Source organism: Paenibacillus barengoltzii NBRC 101215, from assembly GCF_004000745.1.
In the GTDB taxonomy this organism is placed as follows: domain Bacteria; phylum Bacillota; class Bacilli; order Paenibacillales; family Paenibacillaceae; genus Fontibacillus; species Fontibacillus barengoltzii.
In genome coordinates this window covers 1-22,567 of the sequence record NZ_BILV01000065.1, presented here as the reverse complement: position 1 = coordinate 22,567, position 22,567 = coordinate 1, and the positions used below count along the sequence as shown (strand labels likewise).

The 22,567-nt window shown below is 51.9% G+C and carries 19 protein-coding genes and 1 other annotated feature; of the genes, 14 read left to right on the top strand and 5 right to left on the bottom strand.

Annotated features, from left to right (window positions below):
* Positions 1-137: 137 nt before the first annotated feature.
* Complete coding sequence (locus tag PBA01S_RS17170) at positions 138-3,257, bottom strand: transglycosylase domain-containing protein (protein WP_127576414.1); 3,120 nt, start codon at positions 3,255-3,257, stop codon at positions 138-140.
* A gap of 171 nt (positions 3,258-3,428) precedes the next feature.
* Positions 3,429-3,698 (top strand) — a binding site (T-box leader).
* A 68-nt stretch (positions 3,699-3,766) separates the two neighbouring features.
* Here PBA01S_RS17170 and tyrS point away from each other — a divergent pair.
* Positions 3,767-5,020, top strand: coding sequence for a tyrosine--tRNA ligase (gene tyrS, locus PBA01S_RS17165; RefSeq protein ID WP_085278642.1), 1,254 nt, complete (start codon positions 3,767-3,769; stop codon positions 5,018-5,020).
* A gap of 114 nt (positions 5,021-5,134) precedes the next feature.
* On the opposite strand, the gene rpsD is transcribed toward tyrS, so the two are convergent.
* Positions 5,135-5,734 (bottom strand): 30S ribosomal protein S4, encoded by a 600-nt coding sequence (rpsD, locus tag PBA01S_RS17160; RefSeq protein ID WP_016311592.1) that lies wholly within the window; start codon positions 5,732-5,734, stop codon positions 5,135-5,137.
* A gap of 468 nt (positions 5,735-6,202) precedes the next feature.
* Here rpsD and PBA01S_RS17155 point away from each other — a divergent pair, with 468 nt between their 5' ends.
* The 5 genes from PBA01S_RS17155 (at position 6,203) to PBA01S_RS17135 (ending at position 11,326) form a co-directional block, all read left to right on the top strand.
* Positions 6,203-8,197 (top strand): diguanylate cyclase, encoded by a 1,995-nt coding sequence (locus PBA01S_RS17155; protein WP_127576413.1) that lies wholly within the window; start codon positions 6,203-6,205, stop codon positions 8,195-8,197.
* Positions 8,198-8,377: 180 nt separating this feature from the next.
* Positions 8,378-9,250: a hypothetical protein gene (locus PBA01S_RS17150; protein WP_085170769.1), complete on the top strand. Its 873-nt coding sequence runs from the start codon at positions 8,378-8,380 to the stop codon at positions 9,248-9,250.
* Between the two features lie 159 nt (positions 9,251-9,409).
* Positions 9,410-10,525 carry an aminopeptidase gene (locus PBA01S_RS17145; protein WP_016311595.1) on the top strand — a complete coding sequence of 372 codons (1,116 nt, stop codon included), beginning with the start codon at positions 9,410-9,412 and terminating at the stop codon, positions 10,523-10,525.
* 82 nt (positions 10,526-10,607) lie between these two features.
* Positions 10,608-10,853, top strand: coding sequence for an HPr family phosphocarrier protein (locus PBA01S_RS17140; RefSeq protein WP_009225225.1), 246 nt, complete (start codon positions 10,608-10,610; stop codon positions 10,851-10,853).
* Positions 10,854-11,035: 182 nt separating this feature from the next.
* Entirely contained in the window at positions 11,036-11,326 is a 291-nt protein-coding gene (locus tag PBA01S_RS17135; RefSeq protein ID WP_009225226.1) for an Fpa/YlaN family protein, read from the top strand.
* A gap of 82 nt (positions 11,327-11,408) precedes the next feature.
* Here the strand turns inward: PBA01S_RS17135 and cax are convergent, their stop codons facing one another.
* Entirely contained in the window at positions 11,409-12,479 is a 1,071-nt protein-coding gene (gene cax, locus PBA01S_RS17130; RefSeq protein ID WP_127576412.1) for a calcium/proton exchanger, read from the bottom strand.
* 138 nt (positions 12,480-12,617) lie between these two features.
* Here cax and PBA01S_RS17125 point away from each other — a divergent pair, with 138 nt between their 5' ends.
* Positions 12,618-12,980 carry an Asp23/Gls24 family envelope stress response protein gene (locus PBA01S_RS17125; RefSeq protein WP_016311598.1) on the top strand — a complete coding sequence of 121 codons (363 nt, stop codon included), beginning with the start codon at positions 12,618-12,620 and terminating at the stop codon, positions 12,978-12,980.
* A gap of 134 nt (positions 12,981-13,114) precedes the next feature.
* On the opposite strand, the gene ftsW is transcribed toward PBA01S_RS17125, so the two are convergent.
* The gene (ftsW, locus tag PBA01S_RS17120) at positions 13,115-14,368 is read right to left on the bottom strand and encodes a putative lipid II flippase FtsW (protein ID WP_016311599.1); all 1,254 of its coding nucleotides are present in this window, start codon (positions 14,366-14,368) and stop codon (positions 13,115-13,117) included.
* An 11-nt stretch (positions 14,369-14,379) separates the two neighbouring features.
* Complete coding sequence (locus PBA01S_RS17115) at positions 14,380-14,721, bottom strand: YugN family protein (RefSeq protein ID WP_009225230.1); 342 nt, start codon at positions 14,719-14,721, stop codon at positions 14,380-14,382.
* Positions 14,722-14,951: 230 nt separating this feature from the next.
* Between PBA01S_RS17115 and PBA01S_RS17110 the strand changes: the two genes are divergently transcribed.
* The 7 genes from PBA01S_RS17110 (at position 14,952) to PBA01S_RS17080 (ending at position 21,899) form a co-directional block, all read left to right on the top strand.
* Positions 14,952-16,121, top strand: a complete 1,170-nt coding sequence (locus PBA01S_RS17110) for a M20 family metallopeptidase (RefSeq protein WP_085170762.1) — start codon at positions 14,952-14,954, stop codon at positions 16,119-16,121.
* A gap of 45 nt (positions 16,122-16,166) precedes the next feature.
* On the top strand, positions 16,167-16,589 hold the full coding sequence (locus PBA01S_RS17105; RefSeq protein ID WP_028539429.1) for a CBS domain-containing protein: 423 nt from the start codon (positions 16,167-16,169) through the stop codon (positions 16,587-16,589).
* A gap of 97 nt (positions 16,590-16,686) precedes the next feature.
* Positions 16,687-18,378 carry a DNA repair helicase XPB gene (locus PBA01S_RS17100; RefSeq protein WP_085170761.1) on the top strand — a complete coding sequence of 564 codons (1,692 nt, stop codon included), beginning with the start codon at positions 16,687-16,689 and terminating at the stop codon, positions 18,376-18,378.
* Positions 18,375-20,312, top strand: a complete 1,938-nt coding sequence (locus PBA01S_RS17095; RefSeq protein WP_127576411.1) for a helicase-associated domain-containing protein — start codon at positions 18,375-18,377, stop codon at positions 20,310-20,312. Before PBA01S_RS17100 ends, PBA01S_RS17095 begins: the two co-directional genes overlap by 4 nt.
* A gap of 105 nt (positions 20,313-20,417) precedes the next feature.
* Positions 20,418-20,855 (top strand): YlbF/YmcA family competence regulator, encoded by a 438-nt coding sequence (locus PBA01S_RS17090; protein ID WP_085170759.1) that lies wholly within the window; start codon positions 20,418-20,420, stop codon positions 20,853-20,855.
* 75 nt (positions 20,856-20,930) lie between these two features.
* Positions 20,931-21,194, top strand: a complete 264-nt coding sequence (locus PBA01S_RS17085; RefSeq protein ID WP_009225236.1) for a YlbG family protein — start codon at positions 20,931-20,933, stop codon at positions 21,192-21,194.
* Between the two features lie 267 nt (positions 21,195-21,461).
* The gene (locus tag PBA01S_RS17080; protein WP_016311605.1) at positions 21,462-21,899 is read left to right on the top strand and encodes a hypothetical protein; all 438 of its coding nucleotides are present in this window, start codon (positions 21,462-21,464) and stop codon (positions 21,897-21,899) included.
* Positions 21,900-22,567: the final 668 nt, after the last annotated feature.

Below are 22,567 nucleotides of genomic sequence, written 5' to 3'. Positions count from 1 at the left end.
ATACGGACAGCCTTAAGGAAACATCGTTTCACGGTTCGATGAAATAGGAGCACCCACGAGCACAAGATCACACAAGAAAGAGCAGAATAAAAAAGCAGCACCAAAAAAGCAGCAGGCCCACACCTGCTGCTTTTGCATTACTTACTATACTGCACCGGCGCCGACGGCGGGGATTCGCCCAGCACGTTGACGGCGGTGACCTGGATCCAGACGGAGCTGGAGTCGGTCTTGAACGAGAAGTGCGGGTCCGAGGTGGAAGCGACCTTCGTGTAGGTGCCGCCTTGGGCATCGGACACGTAGACGTTGTAGCTCGTCACCAGGTCGAGAGCACCGTTCGCGTCCCAGCTCACCGTGAATCCGCGGTCGTCCTTCTTCACGCTCACGTTAGCTGGTGATGCAGGAAGCGGACCGTTGTTGCCATTGTCGCCGATGATGCCGCCGTCGTTACCGCCCGGCGTCTCGTTTTGCGTATCCGGCGTCGAGCCGCCGCCCGGGAATACGCCGCCGCCAAAGACGTTGACGATCGCACTTGGCGCCGATTCCTTGCCGGCCACGTCAACGGCCGTGACGTAGTACGCGGTGGTGAAGCCCACGGATCGATCGTCAGTAATCACCGCCGGATCTCCAACCAGCGCGGCTTTCCCAGTATACTGGAACGTCACGCCGTCATCCGCGCGATACAAACGGTAACCGACGACGTCTTTTTCCGTATTTTCATTAAACGTGATCGTCGCTGCTCCACTGCCTGCAGACAAGGCAACATTCGCCGGAGGCGCTGGTGCCTGACCATCGTCGACACGAGGATCTGGCTTGTAAGGCGCATCTTCCCCGGCATCCTTCGGCAAGTAGAAGCTCAGCGGTTTGTGACTGCCGGACATTCCGGCGAACGCCTGCTCCAGTTGTTCCTTGAGCACTTCGATCGGCGTCTCGCGCTTCACGACAACTTTCTCACGAAGCATATCCGAAGGCGTTGTTTCGAGCGGCACGTAGTTGATGCCTTCGTATGTCACGTACTTGGCGCGAATCAATACGTCGTCCGGTTCGGTTGGCACATATTTCGCATTAAAAATATCCGTAACCAGCTTCCCGGCCTGTTGGGTCAACTGGGTAGGCAACTTCCCGCTGTAGCCGGAAACTGTCTTCTTCACGATGCCGTCCGGCTTCGTGAACGCTTCGGTCGCAAACAATTCCGGTCTGCTATCGGTAACCTCGTTCATCACTAGCGCCCATATTTTGCGCGCCCGGGATTTGCCGGCCTCCGACAGCGTGTTCACCGGTTCGCGATACCCGATCCATACGCCCAGCGTGACGTCCGGCGAGTAACCCATGAACCAGACGTCGGCATAGTTTTGTGTGGTTCCGGTTTTGCCGACAACCGGAATTTTGCCATATTTCTTGAAGTCGCTCTTGATCGATTTGCCGGTGCCGTCCGTGATAACGGTACGAAGCATATCGGTCATCAGGTAAGCCGTTTGCTCGGAGAAGACTCGCTCCGGCTTCACCTCATGTTTGTAGACGATGTTGCCTTTCGCATCGGTAATCTTTTCGATCATATATGCGTCGGTAAACTGCCCCCCGTTAGCGATCGAACTGTACGCATTGGTCAGTTCTTCAACAGTGACGCCATATTTCAAGCCGCCAAGTACACCGGTTTGCGCATGGTAATCCTCTTCTTCCAATGTGGTGATGCCCAGCTTCTTGGCAAAGTCCCACGCTTTGTCGATGCCCACGATATTGTTGAACACCTTAAGCGCTGGGATATTCCGCGATTCATTCAAAGCGGTCCGCGCAGTCACCAACCCTTTATAGCCGCCGCTCGAGTTGACCGGGATGTGGAAGCCTTTTTGGTAGTCCTTCAAAATAATCGGCGAATCATCAATGATCGATGCGGGCTGAACTAACCCTTCTTCAAGCGCCGGTAAATAAGCGGCGATCGGCTTCATCGTAGAGCCGGGCTGCCGTTTCATTTGCGTTGCATAGTTCATTTGCTCCGTATAGAAGTCGCGGCCTTCGATCATGCCAAGGATCGCGCCGGTCTTGTTATCGATCATCATCGAGGCGACCTGCTCCAGCCCCTTCTTCTCACTGTACGGAGAGAAATTGTCCGCGTTCTCCGATACCTTGTGCATAGCGTTGTAGACCTTCTTGTCGATGGTCGTGTACACCCGGTATCCCCCGGTCAGCAGCTCCTGCCGAGCTTCCTCGAGGATGGCGGAGTTGGCGGCAATCTCTTCTTTGGTCATCTCCGGATTGTTGAGCATCGCCAGGACAATGGCGCCTTGACGTTCCGTCTCCAGCATCAGATACGGGAACGTGTCATACGCCTTCTTCGTTGGCTTGGCCAGCGATCCTTTGATATCGAAGGCCATCGCTTCATCGTATTGCGCTTGCGTGATTTTGTTCTCCTCAAGCATACGTTGCAGCACCAGCTGCTGGCGTTTGATCGCCCGCCCGAACGCCTCCTCGTTAAATTCCCCTTTGCCGTTAAAAGCGGAATAGGTGGAGGGAAGCTGAGGCAGACCCGCCAAATAGGCCGCTTGGGCGATATTCAAATCCGACAGATTGCTGACGTTGAAGAGCCCTTTGGCCGCGGCTTTGATGCCGTAAACCTGGTACCCGTTCGAACCGTTGCCGAAGGGAACCTTATTCAAATAAGCTGTAATGATTTCTTCTTTGGATAAAAAACGCTCCAGCCGAAGCGCCAGCAGCATTTCCTTAACCTTCCGGTCTTCGGTCTTATCCAGGTTCAGGAACACGCGCCGCGCCAGCTGCTGAGTCAGCGTACTGCCGCCGGTCTGCACGTCCTCTTTGAGCACCCGCTGCTTCACCGCCCGCAACGTCCCCTTAAAGTCGATCCCGATATGTTCTTCAAAGTGATTGTCCTCGATAGCGATTACAGCATCGATCACTATTTGCGGGATTTCTTTATAAGTGACAGGACGGCGGTCCTCTTCCGATCGCAGCTGGCCGATCGGCTGGCCGTCACGGAAATAGGCGAAGCCGGTCATTTCATTATGATTGATTTTTGCTTCAATGTCGGCACGCGACCGCACCGGATCGTCCTTTACGATGGAGGATACGTATCCGAATACGGCTCCACCGGCAAACAGAGCGCCGGCAAATCCAAACAGAACGAGCCAACCCACAATCGCCCAGGCTAATCTGCCTTTTTTGCGCTTCCGGGCGGGTTTTGCGGTTTTTTCGCTCCGGTTATTGCGCCGCAGCTTGCCGGAGTTTTTGTCGTTCTCATGATCCATGCATGATCCTCCTTTATAAACAGCAACATTATAGCATAAAAAAGGGGATTTGGATGTTTTTTCAGCGTATTTTGGCGTGTGACGAAGCCGACTTCCTGCTTATGACCTAGCTTTCGTAGATTTGACTTGAGGAATGCATCTATGTTATATAATATTTTAAATTGCAAATCGACAAAGGCTTAGAAAGACTCAGTAGAAGGCGGATTCCCGCTGCTCAGAGAATCGGTGGTTGCTGCGAACCGATGAGCGGATCGCTTTTGAATTACCGTCTGGAGCCGTCCGGGGGAACGCGCGTCAAAGATGCGCCAGTAGTCCGGTACCGGGATATCCCGTTATGTGAATGAAGTGAAAACCGTCATCGGTTCGTCTGGCAATTCGCTGCAGGATCCGCAAGCGGTTTTAATTAGGGTGGTAACGCGAGTGCTCCTTCTCGTCCCTTGGGATGAGAAGGAGCTTTTTTGCGTTTAGATTTCTAAGCAGGTCTAATGAATATGGAGGTAAGAAGAGCAATGAAATGGGAAGAATTAAGCGCGGCCCAGCAGGCCGAGGTGGAACGCCAGCTTCAGGTAATTTCCCGCGGTGTCGTGGAGATCGTGCCGGAGGATGAATTGAAGCAAAAAGTCATCAAGTCGGTAGTGACCGGCAAGCCGCTGAAAGTGAAACTGGGGTTGGACCCTTCCGCGCCGGACATTCATATCGGCCATACGGTGGTGATGCAGAAGCTGCGGCAGTTTCAGGAGCTAGGCCATCAGGTGCAGTTGATCATCGGTGATTTTACGGGACGGATCGGCGACCCGACCGGTAAATCGGAAACCCGCAAGCAACTGACAGAAGAGGATGTTCAGCGGAATGCGGAAACGTACCGCCAGCAAATTTTTAAAATTTTGGACCCGAGCAAAACGCAAGTGAACTTTAACTCAGAGTGGCTTGCACCCATGACGTTCGCCGACGTTGTGAAGCTGTCTGCAAAGGTAACCGTGGCACGTATGCTGGAACGCGACGATTTTACGAAGCGGTATACAAGCGGTCAGCCGATCAGCATCCATGAGTTTTTCTACCCGCTGATGCAAGGCATGGATTCGGTGGCGCTGGAGAGCGATATCGAGCTGGGGGGAACGGACCAGAAGTTTAACCTGCTCATGGGCCGGACGCTGCAGAAGGAATATGGCAAAGACACGCAAGTAGCCATCATGACTCCAATCATCGAAGGCTTGGACGGCGTGCAGAAGATGAGTAAGAGCCTTGGCAACTACATCGGCATTGATGAAGCGCCAAACGAAATCTACGGTAAAGCGATGTCTGTGCCGGACGAGCTGATGACGAAGTACTTTGAGTTGGTGACTGACCTGTCTCTCGAAGAATTGGCAGAGCTCACCGAAGGCCTTAAATCGGGGGCGGTGCATCCACGTGATGCCAAGATGAAATTGGCTCATACGCTTGTCCGGATGTACCATGGTCAGGAAGCCGCCGATGCGGCGCAAGAGCATTTCGTCACCGTGTTCCAGCAACGGGCGCTGCCGGAAGATATTGAAGAGAAAGAGATTCCTGCCGCTGAGCTGGACAATGGCAAAATCCGTCTGATCAAGCTGCTGACGCTGCTTGGGTTCGCCGCCTCCAACGGGGAAGCGAGACGCAGCATTCAGCAGGGGGCAGTGAAGCTGAACGAAGAGAAGATCAGCGATCCGAACGCGGAAGTGGAGCTGTCGGGCGGAGAGATCATCCAGGTCGGCAAACGCAAATTCGCGAAGTTGTCGATAAAATAACAGGAATCAAAGGTCGGGACGAGAATTCACTTCGTTCCGGCCTTTTTTCATATCTTGGCGCACAAAAAAACCGACCCAAGTTGAGAACAACTTGGGTCGGTTTGCTTCCGAATCTTAACGGTTGTAGAACTCGACGATTTGCTTCTCGTCGATGTCTTGCGACAGCTCGGAACGTTCTGGCAAACGGATGTATTTGCCTTCCAGCGTCGTGTCGTTGAATTCCAGGTAAGCTGGAAGATGTGTGCGGTTCTCCAGAGCTTCCTTCACGGAAGAGAGACCGCGGCTTCTTTCACGAAGGCCGATAACGTCGCCAACGTTAACGCGGTAAGAAGCGATGTCTACTTTCTTGCCGTTAACCGTTACGTGACCGTGGGATACGAGCTGACGTGCACCTGCACGAGAGTTCGCGAAGCCCAGACGGTAAACCAGGTTGTCCAAACGGCTTTCAAGCAAGATCATGAACGTTTCGCCCGCGATACCAGGCATGTGCTGCGCTTTCTCGAACAGGGTGCGGAATTGCTTCTCACCCAAACCGTACATGTGGCGCAGTTTTTGCTTCTCGAGCAATTGTGCTCCGTAGTTACTTACTTTTCTACGTTGGTTAGGACCGTGTTGCCCCGGAGGGAACGGACGCTTCAAATCTTTGCCAGTGCCGCTCAAGGAAATGCCAAGACGGCGGCTGAGTTTAAATTTAGGACCAGTGTAACGTGCCATTGTATAGGTAGACTCCTTTGTTAGTTAAATTTCGTCTAGGGTTCTACTTGCGCGGGTTTTGTTTGGTTGAGCGAAGGATAGATAATGATACGCTCCCTGACAGGAAAGTTCAGCCGCTGTCCCGTCAGCAACAAAAACCGAGAGGGTGCTCGCATGCGTTACGCCCTAAGTAAGACTCTATCCAGTCTTCATCAACAATATATATTATATGAATTGGGGTTATAAAGTCAATAAGTGATTTTGTTGAGATGGGCTGATTTTTGTCGATAGGGCTTTAGTCCCAAAAAAATACCTGGAACCGCAGGATTTATAATGCAAAACCCTAAATAAGGTAGTAAAATAGAGACATCAGATCGGATACGGCGGAGATGGACAAGCTTGAACTCCAGAGGGCAAGAGCTTGTCCGTTTAATATTTATTGCAGTCGAGAGTTACAATTCCAACGTAACATATAAAGGAGCTTTTTTTATGGCCGATCAATCCTTGGGTCAGCCGATGCTGAACCTGAACAACGTTTCCGGCCTGCCGCGTCTTGATGATCTTAACGAATATACAGATTGGTTGCGGCAGCTAGATATTACCGTCCATGATTTTCCTTATATTGATTCAATATTAAAACAGGCCTTCGCAGAATGGCGCAAGCAGATTTCCGATATGCCGGAAATCGGCGAGGTCGATGTCTTCCTTGCCGGCTGCTACGGCGAGAAGCTGCTAATCGATTCACTGAACCCGCGGCAGCTGCTGGAACGTTCCTGGCCTAGCGGAATGGAAGAGGTCATCAAGGAGAGCCTGCGCGAACGCAAAGCTATCGCAGCCCAGAAGTCCGACGGAGTTTATGCGGCAGTACCGGTGCATACGCGCATTCATGGCGAGTTGTTTGCGATGATTGGCTGTCTCATGCGTGAGAGCTGCACATCAGAGGCGCTCTTGTTTGCCAAGATGGCAGCTCGACTGTATCAAACTTGTTTTTATCGTTGCTTTGAGGGCATGTTCATTACAGATTTGGTGCGCATCCAACAGCAAGCCAAACGGGAGGAGCAGCGCCGTTCCAAGCTGTTTCAAATGGTGCAGAAGCTTCATGATAAGATCGACGTAGATTCGGTGCTGACCGAGGTGTTCGAGCGGGTGTCCAACATGTATCCGAATGCCCGTTTGGAGTTGTTGATGTCCCAGGACCATTTAAGCCTCGATCCTCGAGTTAAATCATTTCAATTGCTTGGACAAGGCGATGAACTGCTCGTGAGGGCATTCATGGAGGGGCGCATGCAAACTAGGAACATCATAGACTCAACGGGAGATGGCGAGAGCAGTTTGGAAATCGCCGTACCTCTCAGCGGAAAACAAGGGGTGTACGGGGTTTTCCATTTGCGAATCGAACGAGAAGAGATCGATGATGTGGATTTACAGCTGATCAGCATGTTGGCCGATACGGCCGGCACTGCATTTGAGAATGCGAAGCTGTATGAACAGTCGAACTTGCTAATTAACGAGCTGAGGTTGATTAACGAACTAACGAAACGACTGAATCAAAGTTTGCGGCTCAAGGAAGTATTCCAATTTGCAACCGAAGAGCTTCTCTCGATCTTCCAAGCGGAATATTGCTGCATTTCACAAGTTAACAAAGATACAGAAACGTTTGAGATTATGTCTTGCAACGTGCCGGGGCTGTCGAAAGAGCATTTTCCGATGACCTATGGATTCAGCGGGCTGGTCTATTCCACGCAGGAACCGATCATCTTGTCGGACTTCCAAGCCTACGGGAAGGTAACCTCAAGATTTATGGAGGAGACAAACTCCCGCTCGCTGATCACTGCACCTTTATTCGTCCGTGGTGAAGTGATCGGGGTCATTATGCTGGCTCACCGCAAGCCACGCTTCTTCTCCTATGATAATTATAAGCTGCTGCAGGTCCTATCCTCCCATATCGGGCTGGCCATTGCCAACGCGTCGTTGCATGCGGAGGTACGCCGGATGGCGAATCGGGATATGCTGACGGGCCTTTATGCCCGCCATTATGTTGATGATGCGATTAAGGACTTCCAGAAAAGAGACGCGAACGGTTCCTTAATCATCGTAGATATCGATCAGTTTAAGCAGGTCAATGACACGTTTGGGCACCAAACAGGGGACAAAATCCTGAAGCAGGTGTGCTCCATCGTCAAAAGCTCGATCCGCAAGACCGATATCGCCGCCCGTTGGGGAGGCGAAGAGTTGGCCGTGTACCTGCCCGGTGCGAGCGCAGAGAACAGCTACGAAATCGCAGAAACGATCCGGTTGCGTGTCGCGATGGATACCGATCCGCCGGTGACCGTCTCATGCGGGATCGCTGAGTGGGGAAAAGACGATGAGAAGCTTAGTGTGGAGTCACTGTTCTATGTGGCGGATATGGCGCTGTATAAAGCGAAGAATAATGGGCGGAACCAGACGCAAATCGGCTCCAGAGAAGACGCCCCTTCCTTGTAAATGGTGTAATTGGTAGAGAACGCTCTACGCCGGATTTATGGACGGCGGGAGCGTTCCTTTTTGGATCATCGGACGAACCTGCGAATAGAGCGACCGTCCCCGTGGCAGGATACTGCTAGAACTAGCATAAGGAATGCTCCGGTGGAGAACCGGTTTATTTTTTCAGGCGGGGGCTTGCGTATGAAGGGGATATCACGGAGATGGCCAACGTATAAATATCGGTTAGGGAAGGTCATCGGCGGCCTGCTAGTTACGGTAATCCTGGCGTCATGCGGGATCAACGAAGCGAGAACGCCGGAGCAGTGGTTTGACTTCACCTGGTCCGGACTGGCGGGCTGTGATACGTTGACCTTTCGCGGCTTAGCCGCCCTGCAGCATGGAAATGGGCAAGGGCTGGAGGAGAGCTTCAGTTATACGGGACGTCTTCAAGAGCATAAAGAATTAAGTATCCGAGGCGAACCTGTGAGTCAACGGGGAGGTCACCTTGCAGGTCATCTGCAAACGGCGGGGCTCGCACAGCCGAACGGCTGGGAAGCCAAGCTCCGGTTAGAGCACGGGAACTGGCAGGTGCAATCCGATGACCACAATGCGCTGCTGCAAGGGGTGGTTCGTCTAAACCCTCTGGAGCAACTAGAGGAAATCCGAATGGCCGCTAAGAAAAAGATCACTTCCGAAAGCGGCGCAGCACGAGGGACCAAGGTCCTTCGAATCGAGATGGATCCGGCCGAGGCCACCATTCGGCTAAAGGATCGCTTGCTGTCGGAAATGGAGCTTACGCGTGAGGCAGGATTGGCGAAGTTAGAACAGGTGCCGGCTTCACAGCAAGAGCAGCTGCGGGATGAGTTATCGCAGATCTGGACGACGGGCAGCAAGCAGTTATCTGTCATGCTTGAGCAGATGAAAGCGACCGTCGTCTACCATTTGACGATTGATCGCAAATCGGGATTCCCTTCCAGGCTGACCTCAGAGACCACACTAAATTACTTGTCCCCAAAAGGTGTGCCGCAGCGGGAGGTGCTGCGAACCGATAACCGGTTTGAGGGTTATCAGTAGGGGGAATGACTTCCTAGGTCAGGCTGACTTTCCGACCCTATCGTGCTACAATAAAGCAGAAGAATTAACCAATGGTTAAACCAACGGGGTGTTTGGACGGCCGGCACGGGTTGTAAATGCCAAATCCCACAACGAATATTGAGGAGAGTGTGAAGCCAGATGCGAGATCCTAGAATTCAGAAGCTGGCGGAAAACCTAGTTGGTTATTCCGTTAATGTACAACCGGGAGAGAACGTCCTGGTTGAAATGATTGGCGATGAACGCGATTTGCTGAAAGCGGTCGTGGAAGAGGTTGGTAAGAAGGGCGGGAACGCTTTCGTCGAGATTACGGACCGCGCTGTGCAACGTGCACAGTTAAAATACGCTACGGAAGACGGCATCAAAACGTGGGCAGAATACGATTTGAAACGGATGGAAATGATGGACTGTTACATCGGCATTCGTGCGGGTTCTAACGTCAACGATCTGTCCGACGTACCCGAAGATAAAATGAAGCTGTACAATTCGCTTTATTCCCACCCAGTACATAGCGAACAACGGGTAAAACGTACGAAATGGGTGGTTCTCCGTTATCCGAATGCCAGCATGGCTCAATTGGCCAATACGAGCACGGAAGCGTTCGAGGATTTCTATTTTGACGTATGTAACCTGGATTATGCCAAAATGGATCGGGCGCAAGACGCCTTGGCCGATCTGATGAACCGAACGGATAAAGTCCGGATCGTTGCCCCAGGCACCGATCTGACATTTTCCATTAAAGATATTCCGTCGGTTAAATGCTCCGGTCAGAAAAATATTCCGGACGGGGAAGTATATACAGCTCCGGTTCGCGATTCCGTAAACGGCACGATCAGCTACAATACAGCAACGCTGTATAACGGAATTACGTTTGAGAATATTAAATTCCGGTTCGAGAACGGTAAGATCGTTGAAGCTACAAGCAACGACACGAAACGGATGAACGAGATTCTGGATTCGGACGAAGGGGCAAGATATATCGGGGAGTTTGCGATCGGATTTAACCCTTATATTTTGCATCCGATGAAGGATATCTTGTTCGACGAGAAAATTGCGGGCAGCCTTCACTTTACCCCAGGTCAAGCTTATGAGGAGGCCGACAACGGCAACCGTTCCTCGATTCACTGGGATCTTGTGTTGATCCAGCGTCCGGACTACGGCGGCGGAGAAATTTATTTTGACGATGTGTTGATCCGCAAGGACGGCATTTTTGTGCTGCCTGAGCTGGAGGGGTTAAACCCGGAAAACCTGAAGTAATCCGAAATCCTCCTTGCTAGGAAAGCGGATTCAATGTATGATTGAAGTATGTTATTTCCAATGTTAAAGACGGAGGGATCCTATGGCCACGAACAATGAAGCGGTAGTCGAAATTGCCCAAACAGCAGGCAAGTTCACGTCTTCCATTGTGCTCCAAGCGGACAATAAGTACATTGATGTAAAAAGTATCCTCGGCCTCTTCACCACACTCGTAAATACGAAGAGCTATGAGCTCCACGTTCACGGACCGGATGCGGAAGAAGCGAAGAAAGCCGTAACCGAAGTGTTTGCCAAACACGGGTTGGACGTCAAAGTTGTTGCTGATTAATGTCAATGAGAAACACTCCCAACTTAGGTTGGGGGTGTTTTTTAATGCCTGCGAACAGCGGTGTTCAGCGGTTTTTCATAGATAGGTTAATTTAAGCAGGTTCTTGTATTGACCCTCGATTTCGTCTAATATTAAGAATAGAGATGAATGGTAGGCGATTTTGGACATAGGGGGGAAGAAGCATGACTTCATCTGAGTTGCAGGAGCAACTAAACCTGAAGGCACTTAATCTTCTGAAAGAAGATGCAGATAAAATTGAGAAGCTGATCGAAGTACAGATGGAGAACTTGGCCACACGTTATTGCCCTCTCTATGAGGAAGTGCTGGATACCCAGATGTATGGATTCTCCAGACAAGTAGATTACGCGATTCGCGTCGGACTTATTCAAGAAACGGTAGGGAAACAAATCCTCAGCAGATTGGAACGTAACTTGGCCTCGCTGTATGAAGCCATGAACAATAGACAACAGTAAAGCGTTTGCTGTTGCTGCGAAATAATACAAGCGTATGCTTCGGAAGTTGCCGAAGACATACGCTTGTTTTTGTTGTTGGAGGTTATACAAGATAAAACGAGACGCCGAGAATGATATAGACTGCCAACAGCAGCACCCCTTCAAACCAGTTGGTTTGGCCGTCCTGCGTGATGGACTTGGCGATAAACACCGAGACGCCAATCGCGGCTAGCTCGATGACGGTAAATACGATATCCATCGGGTTGCCAAACAGATGGCTGACGAAGATCAGCACCGGAGCCACGAACAAAGCGATCTGCAAGCTGGAACCGACGGCGATTTCTACAGCAGCCCCGATTTTGTTCTTCAGCGCCAGCATGATGGCCGCGCTGTGTTCGGCGGCATTCCCGACAATCGCAACGACAAAGGCCCCGACGAACAACTCACTCAGACCGAAATCGGCGGTCAGGGTGTCCAGCGTATGTACCAACCATTCGCTGACGAACGCAACCATTACAGTAGCGATCACCAGATATAGAATTGACTTCCCTTTGGACCAGGTGGGGGCATGTTCATGCGGAAGCTCTTCCGCGTCCTTTTCGCTGATATCTGCCAGATGATTCTTGTGCGTAATCATGGAGAAGATCAGCCAGAGGATATAGGCGACAATAAGTACGCCAGCGACAACCAAACTGAGCGTGGAACGATCCTCCTCATGCAGCACATGGGTTTGCAGGAAGATCGCTGGGACGAACAAGGCGATGATCGCTACAATCATCAGCGAGCCGTTCATGCCGGCTAACGTGACGTTATATTTTTGCACCTTGTGCTTTAAACCTCCGGCAAACAAGCTAAGTCCAAGCACGAGCAGCAGGTTGCCGATGATCGACCCGGTAATGCTGGCCTTCACCATGTCGAACAACCCTTCGCGGACCAGCATGATGGCGATAATTAATTCGGCCGCATTCCCGAAGGTAGCGTTCAGGAAGCCGCCCAGCCGTTGACCCGCGTAATGCGCGACGCTCTCCGTTGCCCGGCCGAGAAAGCCCGCCACAAGGATGACGGCGATCGCGGAGATGATAAATTCAAGCGTTGCTGACCAATGCGCGTAATGACCAATGGCGCTGAGTGCAAAGAAAATCAGCAGCAAAGCAGGTGAGATCAACTTTTTCATGGTACACCTCGAGTTAGTCATTTTTTGGCAAAAAACTGAACGTAACAATTTTACTCAAAATTAGACGAAAGGTCTACATTTGCTTTAATCCGACTTCCGATTTACAATGAAATTAATGAGGTTGAAGGAGGAATGACCATGACCGAACAACTGCAGTTGGATAACGGGCTAATTCGGATTTCAGATGATGTTGTCGCCAAAATCGCCGGAATGGCTGCGCTAGAGACACCGGGGATCGCCGCGATGTCCGGTGGGTTGTCCGAAGGTTGGGCTAAACGGTTAAGCGGCAAAAATGTGCAAAAGGGCGTCACGGTCGAAGTAGGTCAATTGGAGGCGGCAATCGACCTGCGAATTATCGTGTTATATGAGACCCCCATCCACGAAGTTTGCCGGATGCTTCAGCAAAATGTTCGAGAAGCGGTAGAGAGCATGACAGGACTTAAAATTGTAGAAGTGAATGTAAAAGTCGAGGGCGTGGCGTTTAAGGACGATGAAATCTGATCGCCCCTTCCTTGACCTTCTGCAGCATACCTGAGTTTCGCTTTCGGCCTCGAATGACCGGATTGCTGGCATATGCTTAAGCATAAAGAAGACTACGGAGAATCCCTCCGTAGTCTTCTTTTATTAGCTTTAAATTATAAGCCGCGCCGGGCTTCTCTGCGCAGTTCGAACGGCGTTGGTTCGCGAATGATCACCGATTTCGTGCGCTCCTGCTTCATCGGCAGAGAAGATTCCCGCGAAATGCTAAGCACGATGCCCATCGAGACCATCATCACAAGCAACGAAGAGCCGCCGTAGCTGATGAAGGGCAAGGTAACACCAGTCACCGGAATCGTATTGGTGACGCCGCCGATATTCACGAACGCTTGGATGGCGATCAAGCCCATGATCCCAACCCCAACTAACGTGCCAAAGGTGCTTTGGCAGCGCAGCGACACGAGCAGTCCTCGCCATATGAAATAAATATAAAACAGTAAAAAGATCAACGTACCGATAAATCCAAATTCTTCGCCAATGACGGAGAAAATAAAATCGTTATACGCATTCGGCAAATAATGCAGCTTCTGAATGCCTTGTCCAAATCCCGTACCGGTTAGTCCTCCATGGCCAATCGCAGTGAGCGATTGTATCAGGTTGTAGCCGGTTCCTTGCGTATCATGCCATGGGTCGAGGAAGGCTTCGATCCGGCCCATCCGGTAATCGCTGCTTGCAGCAACGGTGGGATCGGGTGGATTGATCTTGTCCCACAATGCTTCGACACCCAGCACAATGCTGGCACCTAAGATGAGCAACCCGATGGAACCGAGAATGTGCTTCAAATTCGCGCCGCCGGCGAAAATAATCAGCCCGGCGGTAGCCACAAGAATGAGACAAGAGCCAAGGTCAGGCTGGAGCATGATCAAGCCGGCGACAAAGCCAACGATGACCATGACCGGGATATACCCGGTTCTTAGATCCCGGAACCGCTCGCCTTTCTTGGAAATGAGGGCCGATAGGTACAAAATCGTCGTGATTTTAGCCAGCTCCGTTGGTTGAATCCCGAGCGTGCCGATCGTGAACCAACTCGTCGCGCCATTGATGCGTCCGCCGATAAACGGGACGAGCAGCAGCATAATGATGGCCAGGATGAACACAGGGATAAACAGCTTCTTATATTTCTCGTAGGGGATATTCATCGTCACGAACATGCCGACTAACCCGATTATGGCGAATATAATCTGCCGTTTCGTAAAATACATCGGGTCATAACCAAATTTGGCATCAACCAGCGTGATGCTGGAGCTGGAGCTGAACACCATGACGATTCCGAAACCGGCCATCAGCAAGGTTAAGATGAGCAATTGGAAATCGGGGGCTCCACGTCTTGGTTTCTCTGTGCCTTCTTTCATCGCGTTACCGATTAGGCCTCAAGAAGTTCCTTTAATTCCGTCAACTTATGATTGGCGGTCTTCATGACCATCGCAGGAATCTCCGATTCATACTCCAAGCCGTGCGGAAAAGTGGCCCGCCCCATATAGACCGCTTCGATGGCCAGTACCGTGTCTGGACGTTCCAGTTTGCCTTCGACTACCCGCGTATTGATGCGGAGGTAATAGTCGCTGTTATTATATTCGATTTTATAATCGTATGTAGCGCGGTAATATTCCCATTGCCAACGGATGAAGCCTACCTTCTCCGCAGCTTCGTCTAAGTATGCCAAATCGCTTTGCAGTCCGTCCAATCCGGTATTTTCTACGATCATTGTAAAGAGTGCCCCCTTCAAAATATTGATCCAAAGTTCACGGTTCGATTTAAATGTGAACTTTTTTCATCAAAGTTATCACACTTATCCCCATGATATTATGTTTCCATCGGTTGTGCAAGCATGGGAAAACCTCGCAAATCGGCGGCTTTCCTTAATGTAAATCTGAACGAGTCACCCATTTTCTGCTACAATAAGCTAAACGAGATCGTGGAAAGAGGAGTGGGACGATGGAGGAGAAGCTGTTAAGTGATTTGTTTCCATCCATGGTGGAGCGGCGGCGTTTTTTTCACCGCTATCCAGAGCTTTCCTTCATGGAAAAGGAGACCTCGGCGCTGATTGCCGATAAGTTACGGGAGCTGGGGATCGAAACGACCACTAATGTCGGCGGGTTTGGCCTTGTAGCCCGCATCCGGGGAGAGCTTCCTGGCAAAACGGTGGCGCTTCGGGCGGATATGGACGCACTGCCGATCCAGGACGAAAAAACATGCGAGTACGCTTCTCAGCACCACGGCGTGATGCACGCCTGCGGTCATGACGGCCACACCGCTACACTACTGGCACTCGCGGAATATTACAGCCGCACAAAAGCGAAGCTGCGCGGGGAGATCCGCCTAATCTTCCAGCCGGCCGAAGAGGTATGCCCGGGAGGGGCCAAGTCGATGATCGAGGAAGGTGCGCTGGACGGGGTAGACGTCATTTACGGGGTACACCTGTGGACACCGATTCCAGTCGGCACGGTAGCGAGTGCGCCGGGGCCGCTGATGGCTTCGACCGACGAGTTCTTCATCGATGTGCAGGGGCGCGGCGGGCATGGCGGCATGCCGCATAAAACGGTAGACAGCGTGGTGGCCGCTTCGGCCCTTGTGCTGCAGCTGCAAAGCGTGGTGAGCCGCTCGGTGGATCCGCTGGACCCAGCCGTGGTGACGATCGGCTCGATCCAAGGCGGGACGGCGCAGAATATCATCGCCGACCGCTGCAGATTGTCCGGTACGGTCCGCTGCTTCCGTGAGGAGACGCGGGAGCTCATCCGCGAACGGATTCATGCGTTAGCCCAGAACACGGCGGAAGCTTACGGCGCAAAGGCGCAGATCAACTATATGATGGGGTACCCAAGTTTAGTGAACGATGAAGGGGAATACGAGCGTTTTCGGAAAGTAGCTCCGGAGGTGTTCGGACTGCGGGCTGAGTTGTCGCCGAAGATCATGCCGGCGGAGGATTTTGCCTATTATTTGCAGCAAGTCCCAGGCTGCTTCATGTTTGTTGGGGCGGGCAATCCCGGCAAAGGCGCGATGTATCCGCATCATCATCCCAAATTCGATATTGACGAAGATGCGATGCTGCATGCGGCGGGGCTGCTGGCGGCGATGGCGGAATCCTATCAGAACGACCGCGCATAATCGGATTCCCACTTTGGAACCCTATGTCCAAAGGAGGGATTTATGTTGAGAAAAGTCAGCGAGATTATGACGAAGAACGTCGTTACTGTGTCGCCGCAGGATAATGTATATGAAGTAGCGGTGAAAATGAAAGAGAACGACACGGGCTTCATTCCGGTAGTGGAAGGCGGAGATAAGCTGATTGGCGTCATCACAGACCGGGATTTGGTGATCCGCGGAATCGCCGAGAAGCGTCCCGGCTCGACGGCGGTTACCGAAGTGATGACCAAAGGGATCAAGACCGCTACCCAAGAGATGTCGGTAGACGAGGCCGCAGAACTGATGGCCGAGCAGCAAATCCGCCGGCTCCCGGTATGCGAAGGGGATCGTTTGATCGGGATCGTATCGCTTGGCGATTTGGCGGTGCGTAATATTTTTGCTGACAACGCCGGGGAAGCTCTGTCTGAAATCTCGGAGCAGGTCCATTAATGACGAAGAGGTAGGAAGCGGGAGAGGTTCGCAGCCTTGGCGGCGGACTTCTCTTTTTGCTGGTTGCAAGAGGCTGATCTAAAGGAGGGCATAACCGATGATAGAAACGGGAGCATGTATCGTTCAGCGAGATTTGACGGTGCTGCTGGAGAAGGAGCATCCCGGCTTCGAAACGGCGCGGGAACAGTTGTCCCATTATGCCGAGTTGGTGAAGAGCCCGGCTTATTATCATACATATCGAATCACTCCGCTCACCTTGTGGCATGCGGCTTCTTGCGGGATCGATGCAGACCGAGTGCTGCAAGAGCTTAGGGCCATGGCCCGATATGGACTGCCGAGCGGCGCAGCTGAGGACATTCGTAACTGGATGGGAAGGTTCGGACAGTTGAAGCTGCGCCCGGTTCCAGATGAAGCGGAGCGATTGGAACTGGAGTATGTTGGAGCGGAAGAAGAGTTTCTGGAGCGTTTATCCCGACAACTGGATTTACCTGCAGGGACCTGGAATTTGGTGGACGAGCATCATCTTCTTCTTTCTGCGGCTTCGCGCGGCAGTTTAAAACGGGAGCTTGCCCGACTAGGTTATCCTGTCGTGGACGAAGCGGGCTACCACCAAGGCCGCAATCTGAAGTTTGCGCTTCGAGAGGAACTGGAAGGAGGAAGGCCGTTTCGACTTAGACCGTACCAACAGGAAGCAGTCGCTGCATTTGCCGGTAAAGCTGGTGAAGGCGGAAGCGGGGTTGTCGTACTTCCTTGTGGGGCAGGGAAGACCGTAATAGGACTAGCTGCCATGGAACGGTTCCAGTGTGAGACACTGATTTTAACCTCCAATGTAACCTCGGTACGTCAATGGATCGCCGAAATTACTTCGAAAACGACTTTGCCGCCGGAAGCGGTTGGAGAGTATTCGGGAGAGAAAAAGCAAGTCAAGCCGGTGACGGTTTCAACCTATCAAATCTTGACTCATCGAGCTCGAAAAGAAGACGACTTCAAGCATATGTCCTTATTCCAAGAGCGGGATTGGGGACTGATTATTTACGATGAAGTTCATCTCCTTCCGGCACCGATTTTCCGTGCAACCGCCGATATTCAGGCGACCCGTCGGTTGGGGCTGACCGCCACCCTAGTTCGTGAGGACGGTTGCGAGCGGGATGTCTTCTCCTTGATCGGACCCAAACGGTATGATATCCCGTGGAGAACGCTGGAAGAGAGCGGTTTTATTGCCCAGGTCGATTGTCAGGAGATCCGGGTAGCGATGCCCGAACCGCAACAGAATCAATACGCCCGCGCAGAAGGGCGGGAGAAGTTTCGAATCGCCGCGGAGAACCCGTATAAGAACGAGATCGTACGGCGCTTGCTGGACCGGCATCGAGATCGTCAGGTGCTTATTATCGGTCAATATTTAGATCAGCTGCAAAGCATCGCCGCAGAACTCCATGTTCCGCTCATAACCGGAAGTACGCCGCAGGCGGAACGAAGCCGATTGTTTCAGGCATTCCGCGAAGGGGAAATTCCAGTCCTGGCCGTATCTAAAGTAGCCAATTTTGCGGTGGATTTGCCGGATGCGTCGGTGGCGATTCAAATCTCCGGCAGCTTTGGTTCGCGTCAAGAGGAGGCGCAGCGCCTCGGTCGAATTCTGCGGCCGAAGCGAGACGGCGGCAGGGCTTATTTTTATACCCTCGTGTCGGAAAATACCCGTGAACAAGAATTTGCGCTCCGGAGGCAGTTGTTTTTGTTGGAGCAAGGTTATGAGTATGCCGTGCGGCGTGAGCAGGAGGGGGTCGAAGCATGAGCGGTCGGTCAGAAATGCCGGCGTACGAAGATTGTTTGGTAGATGAGCCGGTTCGAGGTCATTTAAACGAAGTGGAGATCGAGGCGCTCCGACTTCTGTTTCGGCGTTACGCTGGACAGCCGTTTCGGCTGGAGCAGGCGAATGCCGCCGCGGCTGGCAGCATGAGTGGGGCTGACGTTCGTGCTGCATTGCCGGCACTCCTGTGCTCCGGGGAGATCGCGGCGGTTCGCAAAGCTTGGGGAGAGAAGCTGTATTACATTCCGCTGGACCGTCAGCTAGACCTGTGGAAGACATGGGGGTATACGGAACTGCGGGAGCAGGACCCGGCGTGTGTGGAACTTGAACGAGAGGCCAAATCTGGATTGGCTTTAGATTTATTCCGCGCTTTGACTTGGATTGCGGGCAACGGATTGCGGATGACGGCGAAAGGGACCATCCATCAGAAGGAACGCAGTAAGCTTGAAGATCGAATCGTACTGAAAGCCGAAGACATTTCAGGTCTGCAGCTTAACTATCCACACCCCGACGTTTATTCTCCGGCGTTAGCGGTCGTTATGGATCTGCTGCTGGCGCTAGGCTTGATCGCCAAGGAGAGGGCCGTTTGGCGGACGGATGTACCGGGAATGGCTGCATGGCTGTCCTTGGACGTCCCCGCGATGAACTTCGTTCTATGGCGCGAGATACTACAGCGCTATGTTCCGGCGGACGTCGGACTGCAGCATGTTGCATTACGACTAACGGCACCGGATTTGAAACCCGGCGTCTGGTATTCGGTGGAGGAACTGCTTGGTTCGCTCCAAGATCAGGGGCTGCTGGGAGCGGGGGGAGGCGACCTGTCGCCGGAGCGCGCCGCTTGGACCGAGGGTTGGCTTGAAGCGTTATGCGGCTTCGGCTGGATGGAGCTTGGCCGCCATCCAGAGGACGGCCGGATGTTCCGTTGGCTGATTGACCGGGAAACTTCTTCGCCTGAGGTTCCCCCTTCACCTCAGTCCTCCCCCTCGGTGAAGGGGAAGATCATCGTGCAGCCGGATTTTGAGTTGTTGGTTCCGCCGGACGTGCCGTTTACGGTCCGGTTTGAGCTGGAGTTTTGCGCGGAACTGGCTTCGTCCGGCATGATGAGCGTCTATCGTCTGACGCGTGCAGGTCTGGAGCAGGCCAGTCGGTTAGGGCGTACGCCGCAGGAGATCTTGCAGTTGCTGGAGGAGTATTCCGCCGGAGTACCGACGCCTGTTCGAGACAGCTTGCTCCAATGGGGGCGGGAAATTGGCCGTACGACGCTTACCGAAGTGAAGCTACTCAGCTGTGCAGATTCGGAAGCTGCGGATCGTATTTCCGACTTGACATCGCTGGCCGGCAAGCTGGAGCGAATTGGTCCGCTTCATTTTCTTGTAACGACGGACAGCGAAGCAGAAGTGATTAAGATTCTGGATAGTGAGCGCTTGGCCCCGGCTCAACGGGGCACTTCTGCCCCTGATGATCCGGTGCCTCCGAAGCTTACGGAAATGGAGGTCACCCGGTCAAATGACAAGGAGCAGATCATACAGAAGGGGCAAGGCTGGATTTATAAAGGAGCAGATCTGCACTTTTATGAGCCGGAAACCCGCCCGCCAGATGTAGACGAACTGTTCCCGGGTTTATCGGAGATCCCTGTCATGTGGTGGAAGGAATTACGGCGTTATCACGCTTCGACCGCCCGTGAACTGGTCGAACGAGCTTTGGCCTGGTCTGCCAAGCTCATGCTGCAGATCGGCGGAGATACCGTGGTTTGCGTGCCGCTGGCCATCGTGGAGGGCGAATCGGATTGGCTTGTCAGAGTGCGGCACGTTCCGTCATCAGCGGCTCAGGAGAAGGACACCTCAGACAAGGAAGTGCAGCTGTCTCCCCGAGATTGGCAAGCGATTCGCCTAATTCTCCCAGCAGGCATACGCAAATGAGAGTCAAGGAAGGATGAACCTCTTCTGCTCGCTAAAGGATTGTGGTATGATAGTGACGTCTACCTATTGGGTGGAACATTAACCGCAAAAGCGAGATGAAAATTCATGAGCGTAGTCGCGAAGAATACGGTCGACATGGCCGAAGTGCTGATCAACGCCTATGAATTGGGCGATATGATAAACCAATCCGCCGCTGTATCCGAATATTTGTATTGGAAAAAGCGCGTGGAAGAAGATAGCGAAATTCAGGTATGGGTTAAGAAGCTGGAAGCTCAGAAGGAGCTGTTCCGGGAAACCGAACGCTTCGGACATTACCATCCAAATTATCACGAGGCCAAGGAGAAAGTGGCCGAGGTGGAGCGAGAGTTAGAGCGTTTCGAGGCAGTTCGGAAGTTTAAAGCTGCTGAGAACGAGCTCGACGATATCCTTCACCAGATGTCGGAAATGATAGCACATGCTGTTTCCGATACGATCAAGGTGCCGAGCAATGATCCGAATCCGAAAGGCGGATGCGGCGCCGGTGGAAGTTGCGGTTGCGGCTAAGCGAGTAAGCAGCCGATCATTCCGGATCATTGTTACCGGAATTTCCAGGTAGTTAAGCCACGGGAGGGGAAAGTCATGTTTCCGGAGCGTACAGGATATATCATATGGGTAAGTGACTTGAAAGCGGCTAGGAACTTAGAAAAATACGGAAGCGTGCATTATCTATCCCGCCGCATGCATTACGTGGTGATGTATGTGAATGCAGATCGAGCGGAAGAGACGATGCGCAATATCCGTAAGTTATCTTATGTTCGCAAAATCGAGCGGTCTTACCGTGGGGAAATCAAAACCGAATACAGCAAGGACGTCCCGGACAAAACCCGCTTCTACGGACTCTAATTGAAGTAGATCAAGCGATTCCGAATGCCAAAAGCCGCGCAGCGAGCAACTCGTTGCGCGGCTTTTTTGCGTTTGAACTCTTGCAGATTTTTTTGCGCTAAATATAGTTCTATCGACCTGTTTTTCTTGGTAAAAAAATACTTGTATCTTGTAGAAAATTAGGGATTGTTGTAATATAATAGGTAAAAGAACTTAGTTAAAAAGTCCTAATTATTGGCAATTAACCTACTTTTCTATTCACAAAGACCTATAAATGCGAGGTGCGGCATGAGAGACAAGGCAACGGAACGCTGGAGAACCTATGAATCCTTCTATATTCAACTAGGGGACAAGAGAGTTGCCGATATCGTAGTAACGAACCATGCCAAGCTCCGATACCAGGACAGAATTGATCGGGATAATGTCGGGTTTGAACAGATTGCCGGATGGGCTTGGGAATGTTTAAAGCAGGGACGCATTACGCCATATTATCGCAAAGAAGAGGACGTCTATTTAGTTGATGACGATCTTGTGATGGTGGCCGAATTTGCGGAAATTCCCGGCGAGTTCGACCTTGCCGGACGCCCGATGCACCGCATGATCATCGTTACCTTTCTTGGACGGATGTCGGAAACCATTGAATTACGTGATCTAAAATCTTATTATTCCTGGCTTCGCCATTCCCGGCGAATGACGCTGATGAAGAACAGTCGCAAGCGCCGCTAAGAGCTGCGGGAATAGGACAGACAAAAACAAGGCTGAAAACGAAAATGAAGATGAAAGCGAAAACAAAGAACGATCTGGAAAGAAGCAGCCGTTAACCGGTCTGCTTCTTTTGACATTTTAGCCTGTTGTGTCAAATCCGATTTCACTGATTTTTCTGCAACTTGAATACGCCCTCTTTCGTTCCCTGACGTTACTCACGTCTACGCTTGTGTAGGGGTGTGAGGGGATAGGGTGTGGTGACGGGCAGAATTATTGTAGTCTCCCACTCCTTTTACACCATTATCCCGTTACGTCAGGTGTTGGAGTAAGTGAAAACTGGGGATCGAAAATGCTCAGAAGTTAAGAAAGCGATAAAGTCATGAAAATAGTTGCAAGGAGCTGATCAGTACGTTTCAAAAAGGCAATTAAGTGGTTTTGCAAAAATATGGCTGACTCGATAAATACGGGTGTCTAAATAAATACATAAGGACAACTCACTAAATATGGAGTGCTCGAAATCCCTCTCGATTAAGCCGCATCCGCAACTGGTGAGATCCCACGACTTGAGATTAACTGACGGTAAGAGAGCGCAGGCGCAGTGAATTAAGCCGCTGTTGCAATGGACGGGTGTTTTTGTCGATGTGTAACTAACTGGTCGTAAGAGATCGCAGGAATGGACGAGCACATCT